We start from the raw sequence: 15,898 nt of genomic DNA on the forward strand, positions 1-15,898 counted from the left end.
AAATCAAGTCTTAGGAAAACTACAAACTTTAAGCATTTATTGAAGTTTTATAGTCCGCAAAAGCGGACTAATTTGCAATATTTTTAAAAGATTCAAATCCTATATCGACTTATTTTTGAAATACTTTAGTTTTTTATAAAAATTATTAAAAATTTAATTTATTAAAATACCTATTGAATTTGTAACCAACAATCTAAATTAACGATAATTTAAACCTTAAATATCTTAATTCTAAAAAATAGCCAAATTTTATATCATTAATATTTCATTAAAATTAAAAAAATAAATCTGTTACCAAAATACACAAATTTTTAACAATATTGCAAATATTTTTTTACTCTCTATAAAATTATTTTGCATTCTTTTTAAATTTTCGTTAAAATGTCTCTCGGAAATTAATATTTAATAAAAATTTATATTTTAAAAGGAGAAAATATCTAATGTGGGAACAAGTTTATGATCCGATGGGAAATATTTGGTTAAGTGCTTTCTTTGCGTTTTTACCTATATTTTGTTTTTTGGTTTGTTTAGTTTTTTTTAAGCTTAAAGGCTTTCAGGCTGGGTTTTTAACCGTTATAGCTGCTTCTTTAGTGGGATTATTTGTATATAAAATGCCTTGGAATTTGGTTGGTGCAAGCTTTATACAAGGTTTTATAAATGGTATGTGGCCTATTGCTTGGATTATCATAGCAGCAATTTTTCTTTATAAACTTTCTATTAAATCAGGTTCTTTTGAAGTGATCAAACAAAGTGTAATGAGTATCACTCCCGATCATAGAATGCAAGTGATTTTGATTGGATTTTGTTTTGGTTCTTTTTTAGAAGGTGCTATAGGTTTTGGAGGTCCAATTGCTATTACAGCAGCACTTTTAGTTGGGCTTGGTTTTAAACCATTGCAAGCAGCAGGACTTTGCCTTATAGCAAACACTGCACCTGTAGCTTTTGGAGCAGTTGGAATTCCTGTAATTGCAATGTGTGATTTAGTTAAAATTGAAAGCCAATCTGTTTCAGCTATGATAGGTAGAATGTTAATACCTCTTAGTTTTATTGTTCCATTTTTTGTTGTATTTTTAATGAATGGCTTTAAAGGCATTAAAGAAACTTTCCCTGCTGTATTTGTTGCTGCAGCGAGTTTTACATTGACTCAATATCTAAGCTCAAACTACTTAGGTGCCGAACTTCCAAGTATTATTTCAGCCGTATCTTCCTTAGCAATAACTACAGTATTTTTAAAATTTTGGAAAATAAAAAATGTTTATCGTGTAGATGGTAAAACAGATTTTCAAACAAATACAAACTTAAGTCTTGGAGAAATTTTAAAAGCTTGGACTCCTTTTATTTTACTCATTATTTGTATTATTTTTTGGACTCAACCTTGGTTTAAAAATCTTTTTGGAAAAGATGGAATTTTTGCTTTTACTAGTATCACCATTGCATTTAACAATATTACTCAAGGAATACTTAGTCCTTCTATTGTGGATGCAAGCGTTTTAAAACCAGTAAGTTTAAATTTAGGCATAGACTTTATTAATGGAAAAACCGTAGCTCAAGCAGGAACTGCTATTTTATTTGCAGCATTTTTGACTATTTTTATTTTGAAAATCAAAGCAAGCGATGCTGCTGAATGTTTTGGAGCGACTTTAAAAGAGATGGCTATTCCTTGTCTTACCATAGGTCTTGTTGTGGCTTTTGCATTTATTTCTAAAAATAGTGGTATGAGTGCGACTTTAGGTCTTGCTTTTGCACACACAGGCGATGTTTTTTCATTCTTCTCCCCAGTCATAGGTTGGATAGGAGTATTTTTAACAGGATCTGACACAAGTGCTAATCTGCTTTTTGGAACCTTACAACAAGCAACAGCACAAAAGCTTGGAGTTAATGAAGTTTTATTTTTAGCAGCAAACTCTGTAGGTGGTGTTGTAGGAAAAATGATCAGCCCTCAAAGTATAGCCGTAGCTTGTGCAGCCGTTGGGCTAGTAGGAAGAGAATCTGAACTTTTCAAATTCACGCTTAAATATTCTATAGCTTTTATTATTTTAGTAGGAATTTGGACTTGTTTCATTGCTTTCTTCTTACAAGGTATCATTCCTAGTCCTATTTTAAAATAAGATATTTCATAAGAAAGGTAAAAATTGATGAAAAAAGTATATTTTTATGCAACTTGCTTAGGTACAGCAGCTATGCAAGATACAATTTTAAATGCTTTAAAACTTTTGCGCTTAGAAGGCGTGGAAGTCATCTTTAAGAAAAAGCAAACTTGCTGCTCTCAACCTTCTTTTAATTCAGGCTATTTTAAAGAAAGTAAAGAAATTGCAATGTATAATGTAAATCTATTTGATGAACCTTACCCTATCGTTGTACCGAGTGGATCTTGTGCTGGAATGATGAGTCATGATTATTTAGAACTTTTTAAAGACGATCCACAATTTGAAAAAGTGAAAAATTTTAGCGAAAGAGTGATAGAGCTTTCTCAATATCTTGATAAAGTTTTAAATGTAAATTATGAAGATAAAGGAGAGCCTGTAAAAATAACTTGGCATTCAAATTGTCACGCTTTAAGAGTTCAAAAAAGTATCGATGCAAATAAAAATTTGATTAAAAGACTTAAAAATGTTGAACTTGTGCCTTTAACTTATGAAGAAGAATGCTGTGGATTTGGTGGAACTTTTTGTATTAAAGAACCTGAAATTTCAAATGCTATGGCGCAAAGCAAAATCAAAGATATCCAAAATACTGGAGCAAAATACCTAGTCAGTGCCGATGGAGGTTGTCTTTTAAATATAGGTGGAACTATGCAAAAAATGGGGCTTGATATCAAGCCTATCCATTTATATGACTTTTTAATCAAACGCTTGCAAGGAGAAAGACTATGAATGCTAAGATGCCTCATGATCAAATCGTTCATTTAAAACTAAACGATAAACAAATGCAAGAAAACCTTGTCAATGCTATGCATACTTTACAAACCAATCGTTTTAAAGTGATCGATGCTAAATTTCAAGATTGGCAAGGTTTAAGATCAAAAGCAAAACAAGCTAAAAACAATGCTTTAATGAGTTTAAAAGATCGTTTATTAGAATTTGAAAAAAATGCAACAGCTAATGGTATGATAGTGCATTGGGCAGATACCAAAGAAGATGCCTGTGAGCTTATCTATGAACTTATGATAGAAAAAAATATTACCAAAGTTCTTAAAGGTAAATCTATGGCTAGTGAAGAAATAGGCCTAAATCACTATTTAGAAAGTAAAGGGATGAAAGCCATTGAAACCGATTTGGGCGAACTCATTTTGCAATTAAACGATGAAGCGCCTGTGCATATCGTAGTTCCAGCCATCCATAGAAATCGCTATGAAATAGGAAAAATATTCAAAGAAAAACTAAATTCGGAACTAGAAAGCGAACCAGAAAAACTTAATGCCATAGCAAGAAAGCATCTAAGAGATGAATTTGAGGGCTTAAAATTGGGTTTAAGCGGAGTTAATTTTGCCATGTCTAAAGAAGGAGCTTTTTGGCTTATAGAAAATGAAGGTAATGGTAGGATGTGTACCACAGCTCCTGATATCCATATAGCACTTTGTGGTATAGAAAAAGTGATGGAAACTTTTGAAGATGCAGCTACGATGGTATCTTTACTCACCCCATCAGCAACGGGACAATTTATACCAACTTACAATAACATTATCACAGGACCAAGGAAAAATGGAGAATTGGATGGTCCTAAAGAAGTGCATGTGGTATTGTTTAACAACAACCGCACTAATATGCTTGCTAATGAAGATTATTATGAAGCCTTAAGATGTATAAGATGTGGTGCTTGTATGAATTTTTGCCCTGTTTATGATCAAATAGGCGGACACACTTACCAAACAACCTACCCAGGACCTATAGGAGAAGTGATCAGTCCAAATATTTTTGGTATAGATCATACAGGTGATATTTTAACTTTTTGCTCACTTTGCGGACGTTGTTCAGAAGTTTGTCCTGTAAAAATTCCTTTAGCTGATTTGATTAGAAAATTAAGACGCGATAAAGTCGGACAAGGGGATAATCCTCCTATAGGAGCCAATTTAGTTCATCACAATGCTATGGAAGCCTTTACTTTTGCAAGATTTAAAAATTTAGCCACAAATGGTAATTTATGGAGGTTTTCGCTTTCAAAAGCTCATTATTTTAATTCTTTATTGCATAACCTTAAAGACTCTTTACCAGTGATTAAAAACTGGAGTGCTTTTAAAGAATTACCACAAATAAAAAAAGATTTATATAAAGAAGTAGAAAAACTTGAAGGAGTTACTTATGAGTAAAATTGCACAAATTTCTTCAAAAAGCAAAGAAAATATTTTAAAAAAACTTGAAAATTATTATTGCGATAAAGAATTCTCCCGTACTCCAAGCATAGATCCTGTAGAACATATCTGTACTACAGAAGATATGCTTAGTGAGTTAAAACAAAAAATGAGTGATAATAGATATATTGTCGAAGAAAGTACTCAAGACAAACTTGAGGAAAAAATCAATGAAATTGCTTCGAGTTATGGTTATACTAAGCTTATATATCCTCAAAATTTAAATTTGGATTTAGCAAAAATCAATGCTGAACAAAAAGTCTGCTTTGATAAAAACATAGAAGATTTAAGATCTGAAGTTTTTCATAGTGATTTTTCTATTATCCATGCAAGGGTTGGAGTAAGTTCTCATGGTGTTGCTTTAGTGCTTTCTTCAAAAGAACAACCTAGAATGCTTTCTTTAGCCCCAAAACTTTGTATTGTTTTACTTAAAAAAGAAAATGTGGTAAAAAGCATCAGCGAGGCTTTAAATTTAACCAAAAAAGAAAATGAGAATTTACCAAGTAATATTTTGTTTATTGCCGGACCTTCAAGAACTGCTGATATAGAATTAATAACTGTTTTTGGTGTCCATGGGCCACAACAAGCACATATTATTATTTATTAAGCTTGAAATGGATTATTCTAAGTCATAGCTGACTTAGAATAAATATAAAAACAACCCTAAAATTAATGTTCTTGATTATAATACATTAAATTATATTTATTGAATAAATCAATATTATCTCAATATAAGACTTGTTTATATAGATTTTCAATTTTTTATTAAACACATTTATTCTTAAGTTAATTTATTAAAATATATTTAAATATTTTTCAAACCATTTTAATTAATCAAAAAAACATTTAATTCTGATATCGTATTATTACGAAAGAAATTTTTGAATTTATACCAAAACAAGAAAATAAAACCATTGATGAAATTTTAAAAATATAATGATTTTCATTAATCGTAGATATTAATTGTTTAATAAACCCCATAAAATATACAGGGTTTTATATTGTTAATTTAAAAATTTTTATTATTTTAAAATATAAAATTTCTACTTAGTATTTAAAAAGCCAACATTTATTTTATAAACAATCTCGCTAATACCTTGAGTGATCAAACTTGAAGTTTTGTTTTCTAAACGATTCAAAAATTTATCGATTTTATCTTCTTCTTTCCAAGTAGGATTTTTAACCTTGCTAAGTTTTTCAAGTTCTTTTTTAGCGCTTTCATAATTACTAAGATTGTCAATTAAACGCAATTCTTTAGCCTTTTGTGCCAAAAATACCCTTGCATTTGCCCAAGTATTTTTTTGAGTTTTATCCAATTTTCTTTCTTTGGCTACAAAGTTGATAAATAAATCGTAGCTTTGATCAATCAAATCTTGCAAATATTGTTTTTCTTTATCACTCCAAGCCCTTGCAAAAGTACCCGCACTCTTAAATTCTCCTGCTTGTATAGTTTGTTCTTTAATGCCTAATTTATTAGCTAACTCACTAATATCAGCCCCCTGCATAATTACACCAATAGAACCAATAAAACTTGCAGGATTGGCTAAAATTTTATCAGCCCCCACACCTGCTAAATAACTCCCGCTTGCCATAGTACCACTCGCATATACAACCACAGGTTTTTTAGCCCTTAAATCCTTTATAGCTAAAGCAAGTTCCATACTTGGAGCAAATGCGCCTCCAGGTGAATCAATCACAAAAAGCACTCCTTTAATTTGATTGTCGTTTTTAGCGTTAATTATTTTTTCCAAAACAGGAGAGCTATCAAAAATTTCGCCCTTTAAATCAATGCGTTCTAAATTAGCAAAATGCGAATTTGAACTTTGATCTGAAGAAAAAATCCAAATCATTATTAATAATAAAACAAAAGTTTTGAAATAGGTATTGATAAATTTTATACCATTCCCTAGAGTTTTAAAAAATAATTTTATAAGCTGCATTCTTTTCCTTTTATAAAAATTTTTTCCACTTCTTTAGAGTTTAAAATAAATTGTAAAGGAGCTTGTTTTTTTTCACATTCCCCAAGATTAAAAATACTAAAATCTGCATTTTTTCCTACTTTAATCTCTCCTGCGTTTAAATTTAAAGCTTTTGCGGGATAAAGCGTTGCCATTTGTAAAAGTCTAGAAGCTAACTTTAATAAATCCTCATTTTGATGGGTAAGCAGATTCGCACGCATTTCATCGAGTATTGATAAAGAAATATTAGAGCTAAGTCCGTCAGTTCCAAGATGGATATTTAAACCGCTTTGTAAAGCTTTTTTTAAATTAAAAGTTTTTTGGCTTAAAAGACGATTTGAAAAAGCGCAATGAGTTATAGAATGATAATTTTTATCCAGCCATTCATATTCTTTTAAATACACACAATGTGTAAAAAGAGTTTTTATATTTTTAAAAAGTTTTACATAATCTTTTGGGGTATAAAATGGCTTAGGATTGGCTATAAAATTTTCCAACCATTTTTTAAATCCACCCTTTGCTTTTCTTAGCCAAATATTTTCAACCTTGCTTTCTAAAAAATGCGTACTCACTAATAAATCATATTTTCTTGCCAAATCAAGAGCAAAACAAGCAAGTTTCGGATGGGTAGAATAAGCAGAATGCACAGAAATTGCAGGAATGAAAAATTCACTCTTATATTTTAAAGAATTTTCAAATCTTTGTAAAAATTCAGCTTTTTTTTCTTCAATTTGCTTTTCATTTGTGCCTAAAATTTCATTAAAAAATACTACACGCATTCCATTTTCACTTGCTTTTAAACAAGCCTGTAAATCGCTTCCAAAACTTGAAATTTCACCTATAGTTCCCACTCCGCTTTTTTGCATTCTCTTTATATTTTGGATGATCAATTCTTCTTTTGCCTTAGCACTTAAAAAAGAACGAGATTCAATCACGCTTTTAAGCCAAAGCAAAAACTCTCCAAAATGTAAAGTAGTAGAATTGGCACTGAATTCTAAATGAGTGTGCGGATTAATAAAAGCCGGGAGAATGATCGAATTTTGATCTGTTTTTATCCATTGGGCCTTAGGATATTTTTTTAATAAATCCTCAGATTTTCCAAATTCTAAAATTTGCTCTTTAAAAATAAAGGCTTGATTTTCTAAAATAGTAAAGTTCTCGTCACATAAAAAAAGATATTTTGCACTTACAATATACACAAATTTTTCCTTAAATAAAATTATGATTGTAGCAAAAATTTATTTTAAAATGTTATAATATAAAGTAAAAATTAATTTTTAAGGTGAATTTTATGAAAATAATGGTCATCCAAGGTCCAAATATCAATATGCTAGGTGTAAGAGAAGTCAATATTTATGGTGCAATGAAAATGGATGATATCCACGAACAAATGAAAATTGCAGCATCTCAAAATAATGTTGAACTTGATTTTTTTCAAAGTAATTTTGAAGGTGAAATTATAGACAAAATTCAAGAGTGTTTAGGAACAAAAGATGGGATTATTATAAACGCTGGTGCTTATACCCATACTTCTATAGCCATTCGTGATGCCATAGCAGCAGTGGCTTTACCGACTATTGAAGTGCATATTTCTAATACTCATCGCAGAGAAGAATTTCGCCAAAAAAGTTTAATTGCTCCAGTTTGTGCTGGATCAATTGTAGGTTTTGGACCTTTTGGTTATCATTTAGCACTTATGGGCGTGATACAAATTTGTGATCAGGTTAATAACATACGTGCAATGCAGGCACAAGCTCAAAATAAACAATAATGCTAAAAATTCAAGGAGCAAGACGGCTAGAAAAAAGTCGTTTTTTTCCTTATTTTAGCCAATATAAAAGGGAGTTTAAATATTTTGCTGTTTTAGGGCTAGGAAGTAATATAGCACCTGAAAAAAAACGTTTTGATGCTTTATTTAGAAAATTCATGGATGATAAAAGAATAAAAGTTTTAGAAACTTCACCTTATCTCATCAATGAAGCTTTTGGATTTAAGGCGCAAAAAGATTTTACCAATGCAATCATGTTAATACAAACGAATTTACATGCGAGAGCTTTTTTGAAAGTTTTACTTTTTTATGAGTTAAAATTTAAACGCAAAAGAACTTTCAAAAACGCTCCTAGAACGCTTGATTTGGATCTTTTATATTTTTCTAGAAAAGTCAAGCGTGATGCGTGGTGTGAGGTGCCTCATCGTGGGGCTAAAGAAAGAATAAGTGTAATTTTACCTTTGGGCTTGATAAAAGGATTGTAAATGGGACAACTTATCCATACCTTTACCGTTGAAGATACTGAACAAATCATACCTAAAGTCAAAGAAGACTATGGTGATAAAGCATTGATTATTACCAACAAACAAATTCGCCCAAAAACTCTTAATCGTAGTGCTCTTTATGAAGTTATGGTTGCTATTGAAGAAGCTGATTATCACGAACATCTTAAAAAAATGGGGAAAAGTTTACCGCCTAAAAAACCCGTTCAAAAAAATATTCCAAATCCTGATATTTTGGAAAAACCAAAAGCTAAAACCACAAGTATAAGCGAAGATGAAGATGTTATTCTTGATTTTTCAAATGCAAAAGCAAGCTTAAATCTAGGTGCATCCAGAGTTGATAATAAAAATTACCAAAACTTTCCGCAAAGCAAAATAAATCCTAACGCGACAATGGATTTTAGTGATTTTAAAGAACGCTTGAGTGAAGTTAGTAGTGAAATCTCTAAGGTAACCAATACGCCTTTAGAGGATTATACACCTCAGCCGAGTTATAATAAAAAAATAGAACATGTTGAAAAACAAATCAATAAACTCAATGATAAAATAGATCTTTTAGCTGATATGATGTGGGATGAAAAAGCAGAAGCACGTAACAATCTTATCATTCCTCCAGAATTTGCAACTATTTACAAACAAGCCAAAGAAAGCGGAATGCTTGAGAAGCATTTAGAAGCTATTATGAAAGCAACCATTGAAAATATGCCAACATCTATGAAAACCAATAAAGAAGCGGTGCAAAGATATTTTTATTCTCTTTTGAGAAATATTTTACCTTGTCGCGTTGAAAGCGATATCAAAAAGCAAAAAATTATGATGCTAGTTGGTCCAACAGGAGTAGGAAAAACTACAACTTTAGCAAAATTAGCTTTCAGATATGCTTATGGGGATAAACGTTATAAAACAGGCATTATAACGCTTGATACTTATAGAATTGGAGCGGTTGAACAACTTTTTCAATATGCTAAAATGATGAAACTTCCTATCATTGATAGCATAGAGCCAAAAGATCTTGATGAAGCGATTAAAAGTTTGAATAATTGCGAAATCATTTTAGTTGATACTATAGGAAATTCACAATATGATCAAACCAAACTCGCTAAAACGAAAGAATTTTTAATGCATTCTAATGCAGAAATTGATGTTAATTTGGTCGTTTCTGCCAATACCAAACATGAAGATTTGATGGAAATTTATAAAAATTTTTCATTTTTAGATATTGACACTTTAATCATCACAAAATTTGATGAAACAAAAGTTTTTGGAAATATTTTTTCTCTTATTTATGAAACCAATATACCTCTTAGCTTTTTTTCAATTGGACAAGAAGTTCCTGATGATATAGAAGTAGCAAATAGCGACTTTTTAGTCCGTTGTATTCTAGAAGGCTTTAATAAAGGACAAAATAATGGATAATCAAGCCAATAAGCTTCGCTCTCTTATGAGTCAAGATGGTAGTAAGAAATCTCAAAATACCCATTTTATAGCTATCACGAGTGGTAAGGGTGGAGTAGGCAAAAGCACTATCAGTGCAAATTTAGCCAACGTTCTATCAAATAATGGTTATAAAGTAGGTCTTTTTGATGCGGATATTGGCTTGGCAAATTTAGATGTAATCCTAAATGTTCGTATTCAAAAAAATCTTTTACATGTTTTACGCGGGGAATGCTCTTTGGAAGACATCTTAATAGAAGTTAAACCTAATCTATGGCTTATACCGGGCGAAAGCGGGGATGAAATTTTAAAATATAATGATAAAAATATCTATGAAAGATTTTTAAATCAAGCAAGTATCTTAGATGAACTTGATTTTCTTATTATAGATACAGGGGCGGGCATTGGTGGAAATATCTTAAATTTTTTAGAAATGGCAGATGAAGTTATCATAGTTACAGTTCCTGATCCTGCTGCAATTACAGATGCTTACGCTACTATAAAAACTACTTCAAAAACTAAAGAAAATTTACTTATGTTATTTAATGTTGTTAAAAATGAAAATGAAGCTTTAAGAGTTTTTGAAAATATAAAAAAAGTTGCAGATGCAAATATAAAAAATCCTTTAAATTTAGAATTTTTAGGACATTTAAGTGCTTCTAAAGATGTAAGCTCAAGCATAAAAAAACGAACCCTATTTACAGACGAAAATACTAATGCAAGTGATGAGTTAAAATCCCTAGCATCTAAGCTTTTATATAGGTTGGAACGGAAAATGCTTGATAATGTTTCAAATCGAAGTTTTTCAAATTTCTTTAGAAAGATTATCGAGAGATTTTAGCAATTAAAGAAGGAATTATGAGACCAGAAAATTACGTAGCTTTTTTTACAGTTTGTGGATTTTTTATAGGACTTGCCTTTAGTGTTATTAGTATAGATGAAGCTTTTGATATTTTAATCTTTACTTGTTTTATCACTTTTATGTTTTATGTATGCATTCATATTGCTATTATGACCTTTATTGATGTTAAAAAAATTAGCGGAAGAATTTTTAATAAACACGAATACGAAAAAACGAGTAATAATATAATTAACGATCTTGTAATCAGAGAAAAGAAAATTGATATAATTTTAGAAAAATTAAACGAAGAAAGAGAAGAATTAAAGAAAAACGAATCTAAAGAAAGACGAAAACATGCAAAAAGAGCCGCCTAAAGCTTACGCTCAAACATTAAAAAACGAACAAGATGAATTGGTTTTATCTTATATGCCAGCACTTCGTGCAATGGCCTTTCGTTTAAAAGAACGTTTGCCTTCTAGCATCGATGTTAATGATCTTATCAGTGTGGGTGTTGAAGAAATGATAAAACTATCTCGTCGTTATGATAAAGATCAAAATGATAGTTTTTGGGGTTTTGCTAGAAAACGCGTCAATGGTTCTATGCTTGATTTTTTACGTTCTTTAGATGTTATGAGTCGCAATAATCGCAAAATTATAAAAGATATTGATAATTTAATTGATGAGTATTTTAGAGAAAATGAAAAAGAACCAGATGATGAGTATTTAGCCCAAAAACTTGATTTAGATATAGAAAAAATCAAAGAAGTGCGTACAGCACACGCAATCAGCTATACTTTACCTATTGATGAACAAATAGAGCTTTATAATGAAGATGATACCTTAGAAAAGCTTGAAAAAGAACAATTTTTAGAAAAAATTCAAGAGATTCTTGAAGGATTAAAAGAGCGTGATCAACTCATTATTCAACTTTATTACTATGAAGAATTAAGTCTTAAAGAAATTAGTGAGATCTTAGAAATTAGTGAGAGTAGAATTTCTCAAATTCACAAAAAACTTCTTAAAAAACTTAGAGAAAGGCTGACTTAATGGCAGAAATACTTTCCCAAGAAGAAATTGACGCCTTACTTGAAGTTGTTGATGATACAGAAGCACCTGCGGCTTCAAATTCTCAAGACGAAAAAGATGAAAGAAATATAGTTGTATATGATTTTAAGCGTCCAAATAGGGTTTCTAAAGAACAACTAAGAACGATCAAAAGCATACACGATAAACTTGCAAGAAATTTAGCTTCTCAAATTTCATCTATGATGAGAAGTATTGTTGAAACAAAATTACACTCCGTAGATCAAATGACTTATGGAGAATTTTTAATGTCTCTACCAAGCCCTACAAGTTTTAACGTATTTTCTATTAAGCCTTTGGATGGAAATTGTGTTTTAGAAATCAATCCAAGCATAGCTTTTCCTATGATTGATAGACTTTTAGGAGGTCAGGGTGAAAGCTATGAAGCCTCGAGAGAGCTTACAGATATAGAGCTTAACCTACTTGATTCTATTTTGCGTATTATTATGCAAAGACTTAAAGAAAGCTGGGGAGGAGTTACAGAAATTTATCCGAGTGTAGAAGCTAAAGAATCAAGTCCTAATGTTGTTCAAATTGTATCACAAAATGAAATTGTGATCATGGTTGTTATGGAAATCATCATAGGAAATTCGAGTGGAATGGTTAATATTTGCTATCCTGTTGTACATTTAGAAAGTATTTTGAGTCGTTTAGCAAATCGTGATATTATGATGGGTGAAACTTCGGCAAAAAAATCAAGAAACAAAGAACTTAAAACTTTGATCGGTCGTGCAGAAGTTGTTTATGAAGCCATTTTAGGAAAAACTTTAATCAGTGTAAATGAATTCTTAGAATTAAAACAAGGAGATATTTTAAAACTTGATAGAGAAGCCGATGACAAAGCTATTGTAAGCATAGACAAAAAAGACGTATTTATAGCACAAATTGGATTGCACCGCTTTAGAAAATCTATTAAAATTATTGAACTTGTACGTACAGACAAAGATGAAATTAAAGAAATCTTGGAAAAATATGAAGAAGAACGTAAAGCAAAAGCAAACGCTTATGATGAAGTTGAAGATTTGGAAGAAGAAGAATAAAAAGGAGTAATTGTGATTAATGATTTTTTAAAATTATTTACAAATGAGTGTACAAGCACAATAGAAGGACTTACTGGAAAAAGTGCCGAGTTTAGCGAATATAAAGAATTTGATGTTTCATCTCAAGACACTCTTAAAACACCTTTGGTTTATGCTATATTTAATATAAATAGTGGAGGTAAAATAGGAGTTTTAGCAAGTGCTGTTCTTATGAGTGCTATTGGCGAATGGATGATGGGCGAAGAAGAAATTTCTAAAAATGATCAGCTTGGTTCAGATGAGATGGACGCAGCAAAAGAAGCTATACAAAATATCATTTCCGCTTTTTCTACTACTTTAGGCGCACAAAAAGATATTCCTAAAATGGAATTTGAACTTAGCTCTTGCGATTTTGCAGCAGATAGTGTTGATTTTAAAGATTTTATAAAGCTTTATTTCTTTGATGTTAAAATAGAAAGTCTAGAAGAACAAATTTCTCTCGTTATGGATGAAACAATACATAATGTTTTAACTGGAAAATCGACAGAATCTTCAAGTAATCAAGCTGAAAATGGGGAAGAAAAAGCTTTCGTAATGAGTGAAGAACTTAAAAATATCAATCTAATTATGGACGTGCGTTTGCCAGTTCGCGTTCGTATAGGTAATAAAAAGATGCTTTTAAAAGATGTTTTAACTATGGATATTGGTTCTGTTGTAGAGCTTAATCAACTTGCTAACGATCCTCTTGAAATTTTAATCGGCGAAAAAAGGGTTGCCTATGGAGAAGTGGTAATCGTGGATGGAAATTTTGGAGTGCAAATTACCGAAATAGGCTCTAAAAAAGAAAGGTTGGAGCAATTAAGATAAATTGCTATGAAGTCTATTTAGATCGTTATAAACAAAAGAAGAGTTATAATGAATGTGAGTGAAATTAAAAATATTGATGTTTTAGATAATAGTAAAAGAACATCAAATCAAACTCAAAGTAATTTTGATGATATTTTAAAGCAAAATCTAAATAAAAATTCTTCAAATCAAAATTTGAACTATTTGGGTAATGTAAGTAAGAAAGAATTTAAAGAAGTTATAGACAATATTTTAAGTAAAATGGATCAGATAATAAATTCTTCAAAAAACAAAGATCCTCATTTGATTGAATTGCAGGAGCATTTTAAAGCACAAGTAGGAATTTATAATCTTGTATTAAATGAAGCTCAAAAAGCAAGTGAAAATTTAAATACTTCAGATTCCGAGGAATTGATCAAAAATTCAAAAGAATTAAATAATGACATGTTTTTACAATATTCTTTTGGATATGGCATAGCCGAACAAGCAAAAGCATTTTTTCAGGCTGCTGGCGTGAATGATGAAAATATACAAACAGATATAGCGAAAATTGCAAAATATATAAATGATACTCAAAATAAAATTGAACTCGATAATGGCAAAGTTCTAAGAAATATGAGCGAAATAATAAAAGATAAAAATTCAACTTACATATCTTATGCGGAATTCAATAATAAAAATAAATTATTAGAATCTTTACTGCAAATAAGCGATAAATAAATCTCTCATTTCTACCGATATAGAAATGATAAATATTATCTACTACTATAAATACTTTAATATAAAAATTTAAAAAATAATATTACCAATTTACACAATTATATTAAAACATATTAAAAAAATAAAAAACTCCTAAAGCACTAAAAATTCACCACGAACATTACTAAAATATCCATAAAATAGAACTTTTAAAAATTTAATTAAAATTATCATTTATGATAAAATAATTTATGTTATATTTTTACATAGAAGGAGTGAATTATGTTCAAGAAACTATTTAGTGTTACAGCTTTAGGTGCTTTATTAGCAAGTTCTGCTTTTGCAGACGATTTTCTAGCTAAAGTCAGTAATGGTGCACTCAGTGATAATAGTGTGGGTGTTAAAGTTCTTAGTCTGAATGAGATGAAAGATGTTAAGGGTGGGTATCAAGTTCAATTACATTCTGGTTCTCAATGGGGTAATAATGATGAATACTATGCTGTAGCATTATATACAGAAGGAGAACTTCAATATATAGTGAATTATCTTAAACAAGATGACAAAGCACCACAAGGACTTTGTGGTATAGATCAAGCTTCATGCTCGAATCCTAGCAAATCAAGAATTGTATCATATTTAGATGTAACATTGGGTGAGATTACTTTTTTCCCTGTTTACAAAGTCAAAAGACAAGTAAAAGTATCTGATCTTGGACAACCTTATGTTTTATTTACATATGGAACTGGAGTTATTGATAAAAATGGACAGCTTTATAAATTTGACTCAACTACTTCAAGTGCTCATTTAAATAATAACATGATAATCAAAGAAATAGCTAACAAATATAAAGAACAAATGGAAAGCAATCTTGGTGGTTGGTACCCATATCGATCTAAAAGATAAAATATAAACTTCTCATCATTTCTACCGATATATAAGGTAGAAATGATCAATATACCAAAAGGCAGTAAAATGATAAACAGTATAACTTCTTACTCAAATTATAATTACTATACAAATACTTTAAATTCTAAAAAGAATTCTAAAACAAATGATTTGGTAGATAACAATAAAGAAATAAACAACAATACAAATTTAAATAACAATACCTCATTAAAACAAATAAATTCAAATTTAGTAAGTGATAAATCTAAGGCAGTTAATAAAATACTAGGTTATGGTGTAGATGAAGATGGTTTTTTCACCAGTGATTTCAATGAAGCTGCAGGAATACCAAAAGATTATAAGATTTATGCTAAAGATATGGAAAGTTTTGTGAATTTTCAAGAAAATGATAATTTTTTATCCATGTATCATAAAATAGACATAGCTAAAGCCATAGGAAATGCTTACAAAGTTCTTTCACAACTTATGCCTCAAACTTCAAATTCAAGTCTTA

At 30.1% G+C, this 15,898-nt stretch carries 17 protein-coding genes; 15 read left to right on the forward strand and 2 right to left on the reverse strand.

What is annotated here, in order from left to right; translation table 11 throughout:
- The first annotated feature begins 440 nt into the window (after positions 1–440).
- The 4 genes from CQA76_RS01640 to CQA76_RS01655 are packed head-to-tail and all read left to right on the forward strand — an operon-like array spanning position 441 to position 4,955.
- The gene (locus CQA76_RS01640) at positions 441–2,108 is read left to right on the forward strand and encodes an L-lactate permease (RefSeq protein WP_137621707.1); all 1,668 of its coding nucleotides are present in this window, start codon (positions 441–443) and stop codon (positions 2,106–2,108) included.
- A 24-nt stretch (positions 2,109–2,132) separates the two neighbouring features.
- A complete protein-coding gene (locus CQA76_RS01645; protein ID WP_137621708.1) occupies positions 2,133–2,873 on the forward strand; it encodes a (Fe-S)-binding protein in 741 nt (246 codons plus the stop codon).
- Positions 2,870–4,306 carry a LutB/LldF family L-lactate oxidation iron-sulfur protein gene (locus CQA76_RS01650; RefSeq protein ID WP_137621709.1) on the forward strand — a complete coding sequence of 479 codons (1,437 nt, stop codon included), beginning with the start codon at positions 2,870–2,872 and terminating at the stop codon, positions 4,304–4,306. Before CQA76_RS01645 ends, CQA76_RS01650 begins: the two co-directional genes overlap by 4 nt.
- Positions 4,299–4,955, forward strand: coding sequence for a LutC/YkgG family protein (locus CQA76_RS01655; protein ID WP_137621710.1), 657 nt, complete (start codon positions 4,299–4,301; stop codon positions 4,953–4,955). The genes CQA76_RS01650 and CQA76_RS01655 overlap by 8 nt, the downstream gene beginning before the upstream one ends.
- A gap of 436 nt (positions 4,956–5,391) precedes the next feature.
- Here CQA76_RS01655 and sppA read toward each other — a convergent pair whose 3' ends face one another.
- Entirely contained in the window at positions 5,392–6,288 is an 897-nt protein-coding gene (sppA, locus tag CQA76_RS01660; RefSeq protein ID WP_137621711.1) for a signal peptide peptidase SppA, read from the reverse strand.
- Positions 6,276–7,505, reverse strand: a complete 1,230-nt coding sequence (mqnF, locus tag CQA76_RS01665) for an aminofutalosine deaminase family hydrolase (protein WP_137621712.1) — start codon at positions 7,503–7,505, stop codon at positions 6,276–6,278. Before mqnF ends, sppA begins: the two co-directional genes overlap by 13 nt.
- 92 nt (positions 7,506–7,597) lie before the next feature.
- On the opposite strand from mqnF, the gene aroQ reads away from it, so the two are divergent.
- The 11 genes from aroQ to CQA76_RS01720 form a co-directional block, all read left to right on the forward strand.
- The gene (gene aroQ, locus CQA76_RS01670) at positions 7,598–8,077 is read left to right on the forward strand and encodes a type II 3-dehydroquinate dehydratase (protein ID WP_137621713.1); all 480 of its coding nucleotides are present in this window, start codon (positions 7,598–7,600) and stop codon (positions 8,075–8,077) included.
- Positions 8,077–8,559, forward strand: coding sequence for a 2-amino-4-hydroxy-6-hydroxymethyldihydropteridine diphosphokinase (gene folK / locus CQA76_RS01675; RefSeq protein WP_137621714.1), 483 nt, complete (start codon positions 8,077–8,079; stop codon positions 8,557–8,559). The genes aroQ and folK overlap by 1 nt, the downstream gene beginning before the upstream one ends.
- Entirely contained in the window at positions 8,560–9,993 is a 1,434-nt protein-coding gene (gene flhF / locus CQA76_RS01680) for a flagellar biosynthesis protein FlhF (protein ID WP_137621715.1), read from the forward strand.
- Positions 9,986–10,852, forward strand: coding sequence for a flagella biosynthesis ATPase FlhG (flhG, locus tag CQA76_RS01685; protein WP_137621716.1), 867 nt, complete (start codon positions 9,986–9,988; stop codon positions 10,850–10,852). Before flhF ends, flhG begins: the two co-directional genes overlap by 8 nt.
- Before the next feature lie 17 nt (positions 10,853–10,869).
- Positions 10,870–11,226 carry a hypothetical protein gene (locus CQA76_RS01690; RefSeq protein ID WP_137621717.1) on the forward strand — a complete coding sequence of 119 codons (357 nt, stop codon included), beginning with the start codon at positions 10,870–10,872 and terminating at the stop codon, positions 11,224–11,226.
- Complete coding sequence (locus CQA76_RS01695; RefSeq protein ID WP_137621718.1) at positions 11,207–11,899, forward strand: RNA polymerase sigma factor FliA; 693 nt, start codon at positions 11,207–11,209, stop codon at positions 11,897–11,899. Before CQA76_RS01690 ends, CQA76_RS01695 begins: the two co-directional genes overlap by 20 nt.
- The gene (gene fliM / locus CQA76_RS01700; protein WP_137621719.1) at positions 11,899–12,975 is read left to right on the forward strand and encodes a flagellar motor switch protein FliM; all 1,077 of its coding nucleotides are present in this window, start codon (positions 11,899–11,901) and stop codon (positions 12,973–12,975) included. The genes CQA76_RS01695 and fliM overlap by 1 nt, the downstream gene beginning before the upstream one ends.
- Before the next feature lie 12 nt (positions 12,976–12,987).
- A complete protein-coding gene (gene fliY / locus CQA76_RS01705; protein ID WP_137621720.1) occupies positions 12,988–13,821 on the forward strand; it encodes a flagellar motor switch protein FliY in 834 nt (277 codons plus the stop codon).
- Between the two features lie 48 nt (positions 13,822–13,869).
- Positions 13,870–14,520 (forward strand): hypothetical protein, encoded by a 651-nt coding sequence (locus tag CQA76_RS01710; RefSeq protein WP_137621721.1) that lies wholly within the window; start codon positions 13,870–13,872, stop codon positions 14,518–14,520.
- A 261-nt stretch (positions 14,521–14,781) separates the two neighbouring features.
- Positions 14,782–15,402 (forward strand): bacteriocin, encoded by a 621-nt coding sequence (locus tag CQA76_RS01715; RefSeq protein ID WP_137621722.1) that lies wholly within the window; start codon positions 14,782–14,784, stop codon positions 15,400–15,402.
- Between the two features lie 69 nt (positions 15,403–15,471).
- On the forward strand, positions 15,472–15,898 hold a 427-nt coding region (locus CQA76_RS01720; RefSeq protein ID WP_408608963.1), incomplete at its 3' end, for a Cj0814 family flagellar-dependent secreted protein.

Source organism: Campylobacter aviculae, from assembly GCF_005406215.1.
Classification (GTDB): domain Bacteria; phylum Campylobacterota; class Campylobacteria; order Campylobacterales; family Campylobacteraceae; genus Campylobacter_D; species Campylobacter_D aviculae.

What these genes read in the sequence shown, in the direction of transcription:
- CQA76_RS01710 (WP_137621721.1), top strand. Translation starts at nt 13,870, where the DNA reads ATGAATGTGAGTGAAATTAAAAATATTGATGTTTTAGATAATAGTAAA.
- CQA76_RS01715 (WP_137621722.1), top strand. Translation starts at nt 14,782, where the DNA reads ATGTTCAAGAAACTATTTAGTGTTACAGCTTTAGGTGCTTTATTAGCA.
- flhG (WP_137621716.1), top strand. Translation starts at nt 9,986, where the DNA reads ATGGATAATCAAGCCAATAAGCTTCGCTCTCTTATGAGTCAAGATGGT.
- fliM (WP_137621719.1), top strand. Translation starts at nt 11,899, where the DNA reads ATGGCAGAAATACTTTCCCAAGAAGAAATTGACGCCTTACTTGAAGTT.
- flhF (WP_137621715.1), top strand. Translation starts at nt 8,560, where the DNA reads ATGGGACAACTTATCCATACCTTTACCGTTGAAGATACTGAACAAATC.
- CQA76_RS01695 (WP_137621718.1), top strand. Translation starts at nt 11,207, where the DNA reads ATGCAAAAAGAGCCGCCTAAAGCTTACGCTCAAACATTAAAAAACGAA.
- aroQ (WP_137621713.1), top strand. Translation starts at nt 7,598, where the DNA reads ATGAAAATAATGGTCATCCAAGGTCCAAATATCAATATGCTAGGTGTA.
- CQA76_RS01640 (WP_137621707.1), top strand. Translation starts at nt 441, where the DNA reads ATGTGGGAACAAGTTTATGATCCGATGGGAAATATTTGGTTAAGTGCT.
- folK (WP_137621714.1), top strand. Translation starts at nt 8,077, where the DNA reads ATGCTAAAAATTCAAGGAGCAAGACGGCTAGAAAAAAGTCGTTTTTTT.
- sppA (WP_137621711.1), bottom strand. Translation starts at nt 6,288, where the DNA reads ATGCAGCTTATAAAATTATTTTTTAAAACTCTAGGGAATGGTATAAAA.
- CQA76_RS01655 (WP_137621710.1), top strand. Translation starts at nt 4,299, where the DNA reads ATGAGTAAAATTGCACAAATTTCTTCAAAAAGCAAAGAAAATATTTTA.
- CQA76_RS01690 (WP_137621717.1), top strand. Translation starts at nt 10,870, where the DNA reads ATGAGACCAGAAAATTACGTAGCTTTTTTTACAGTTTGTGGATTTTTT.
- CQA76_RS01650 (WP_137621709.1), top strand. Translation starts at nt 2,870, where the DNA reads ATGAATGCTAAGATGCCTCATGATCAAATCGTTCATTTAAAACTAAAC.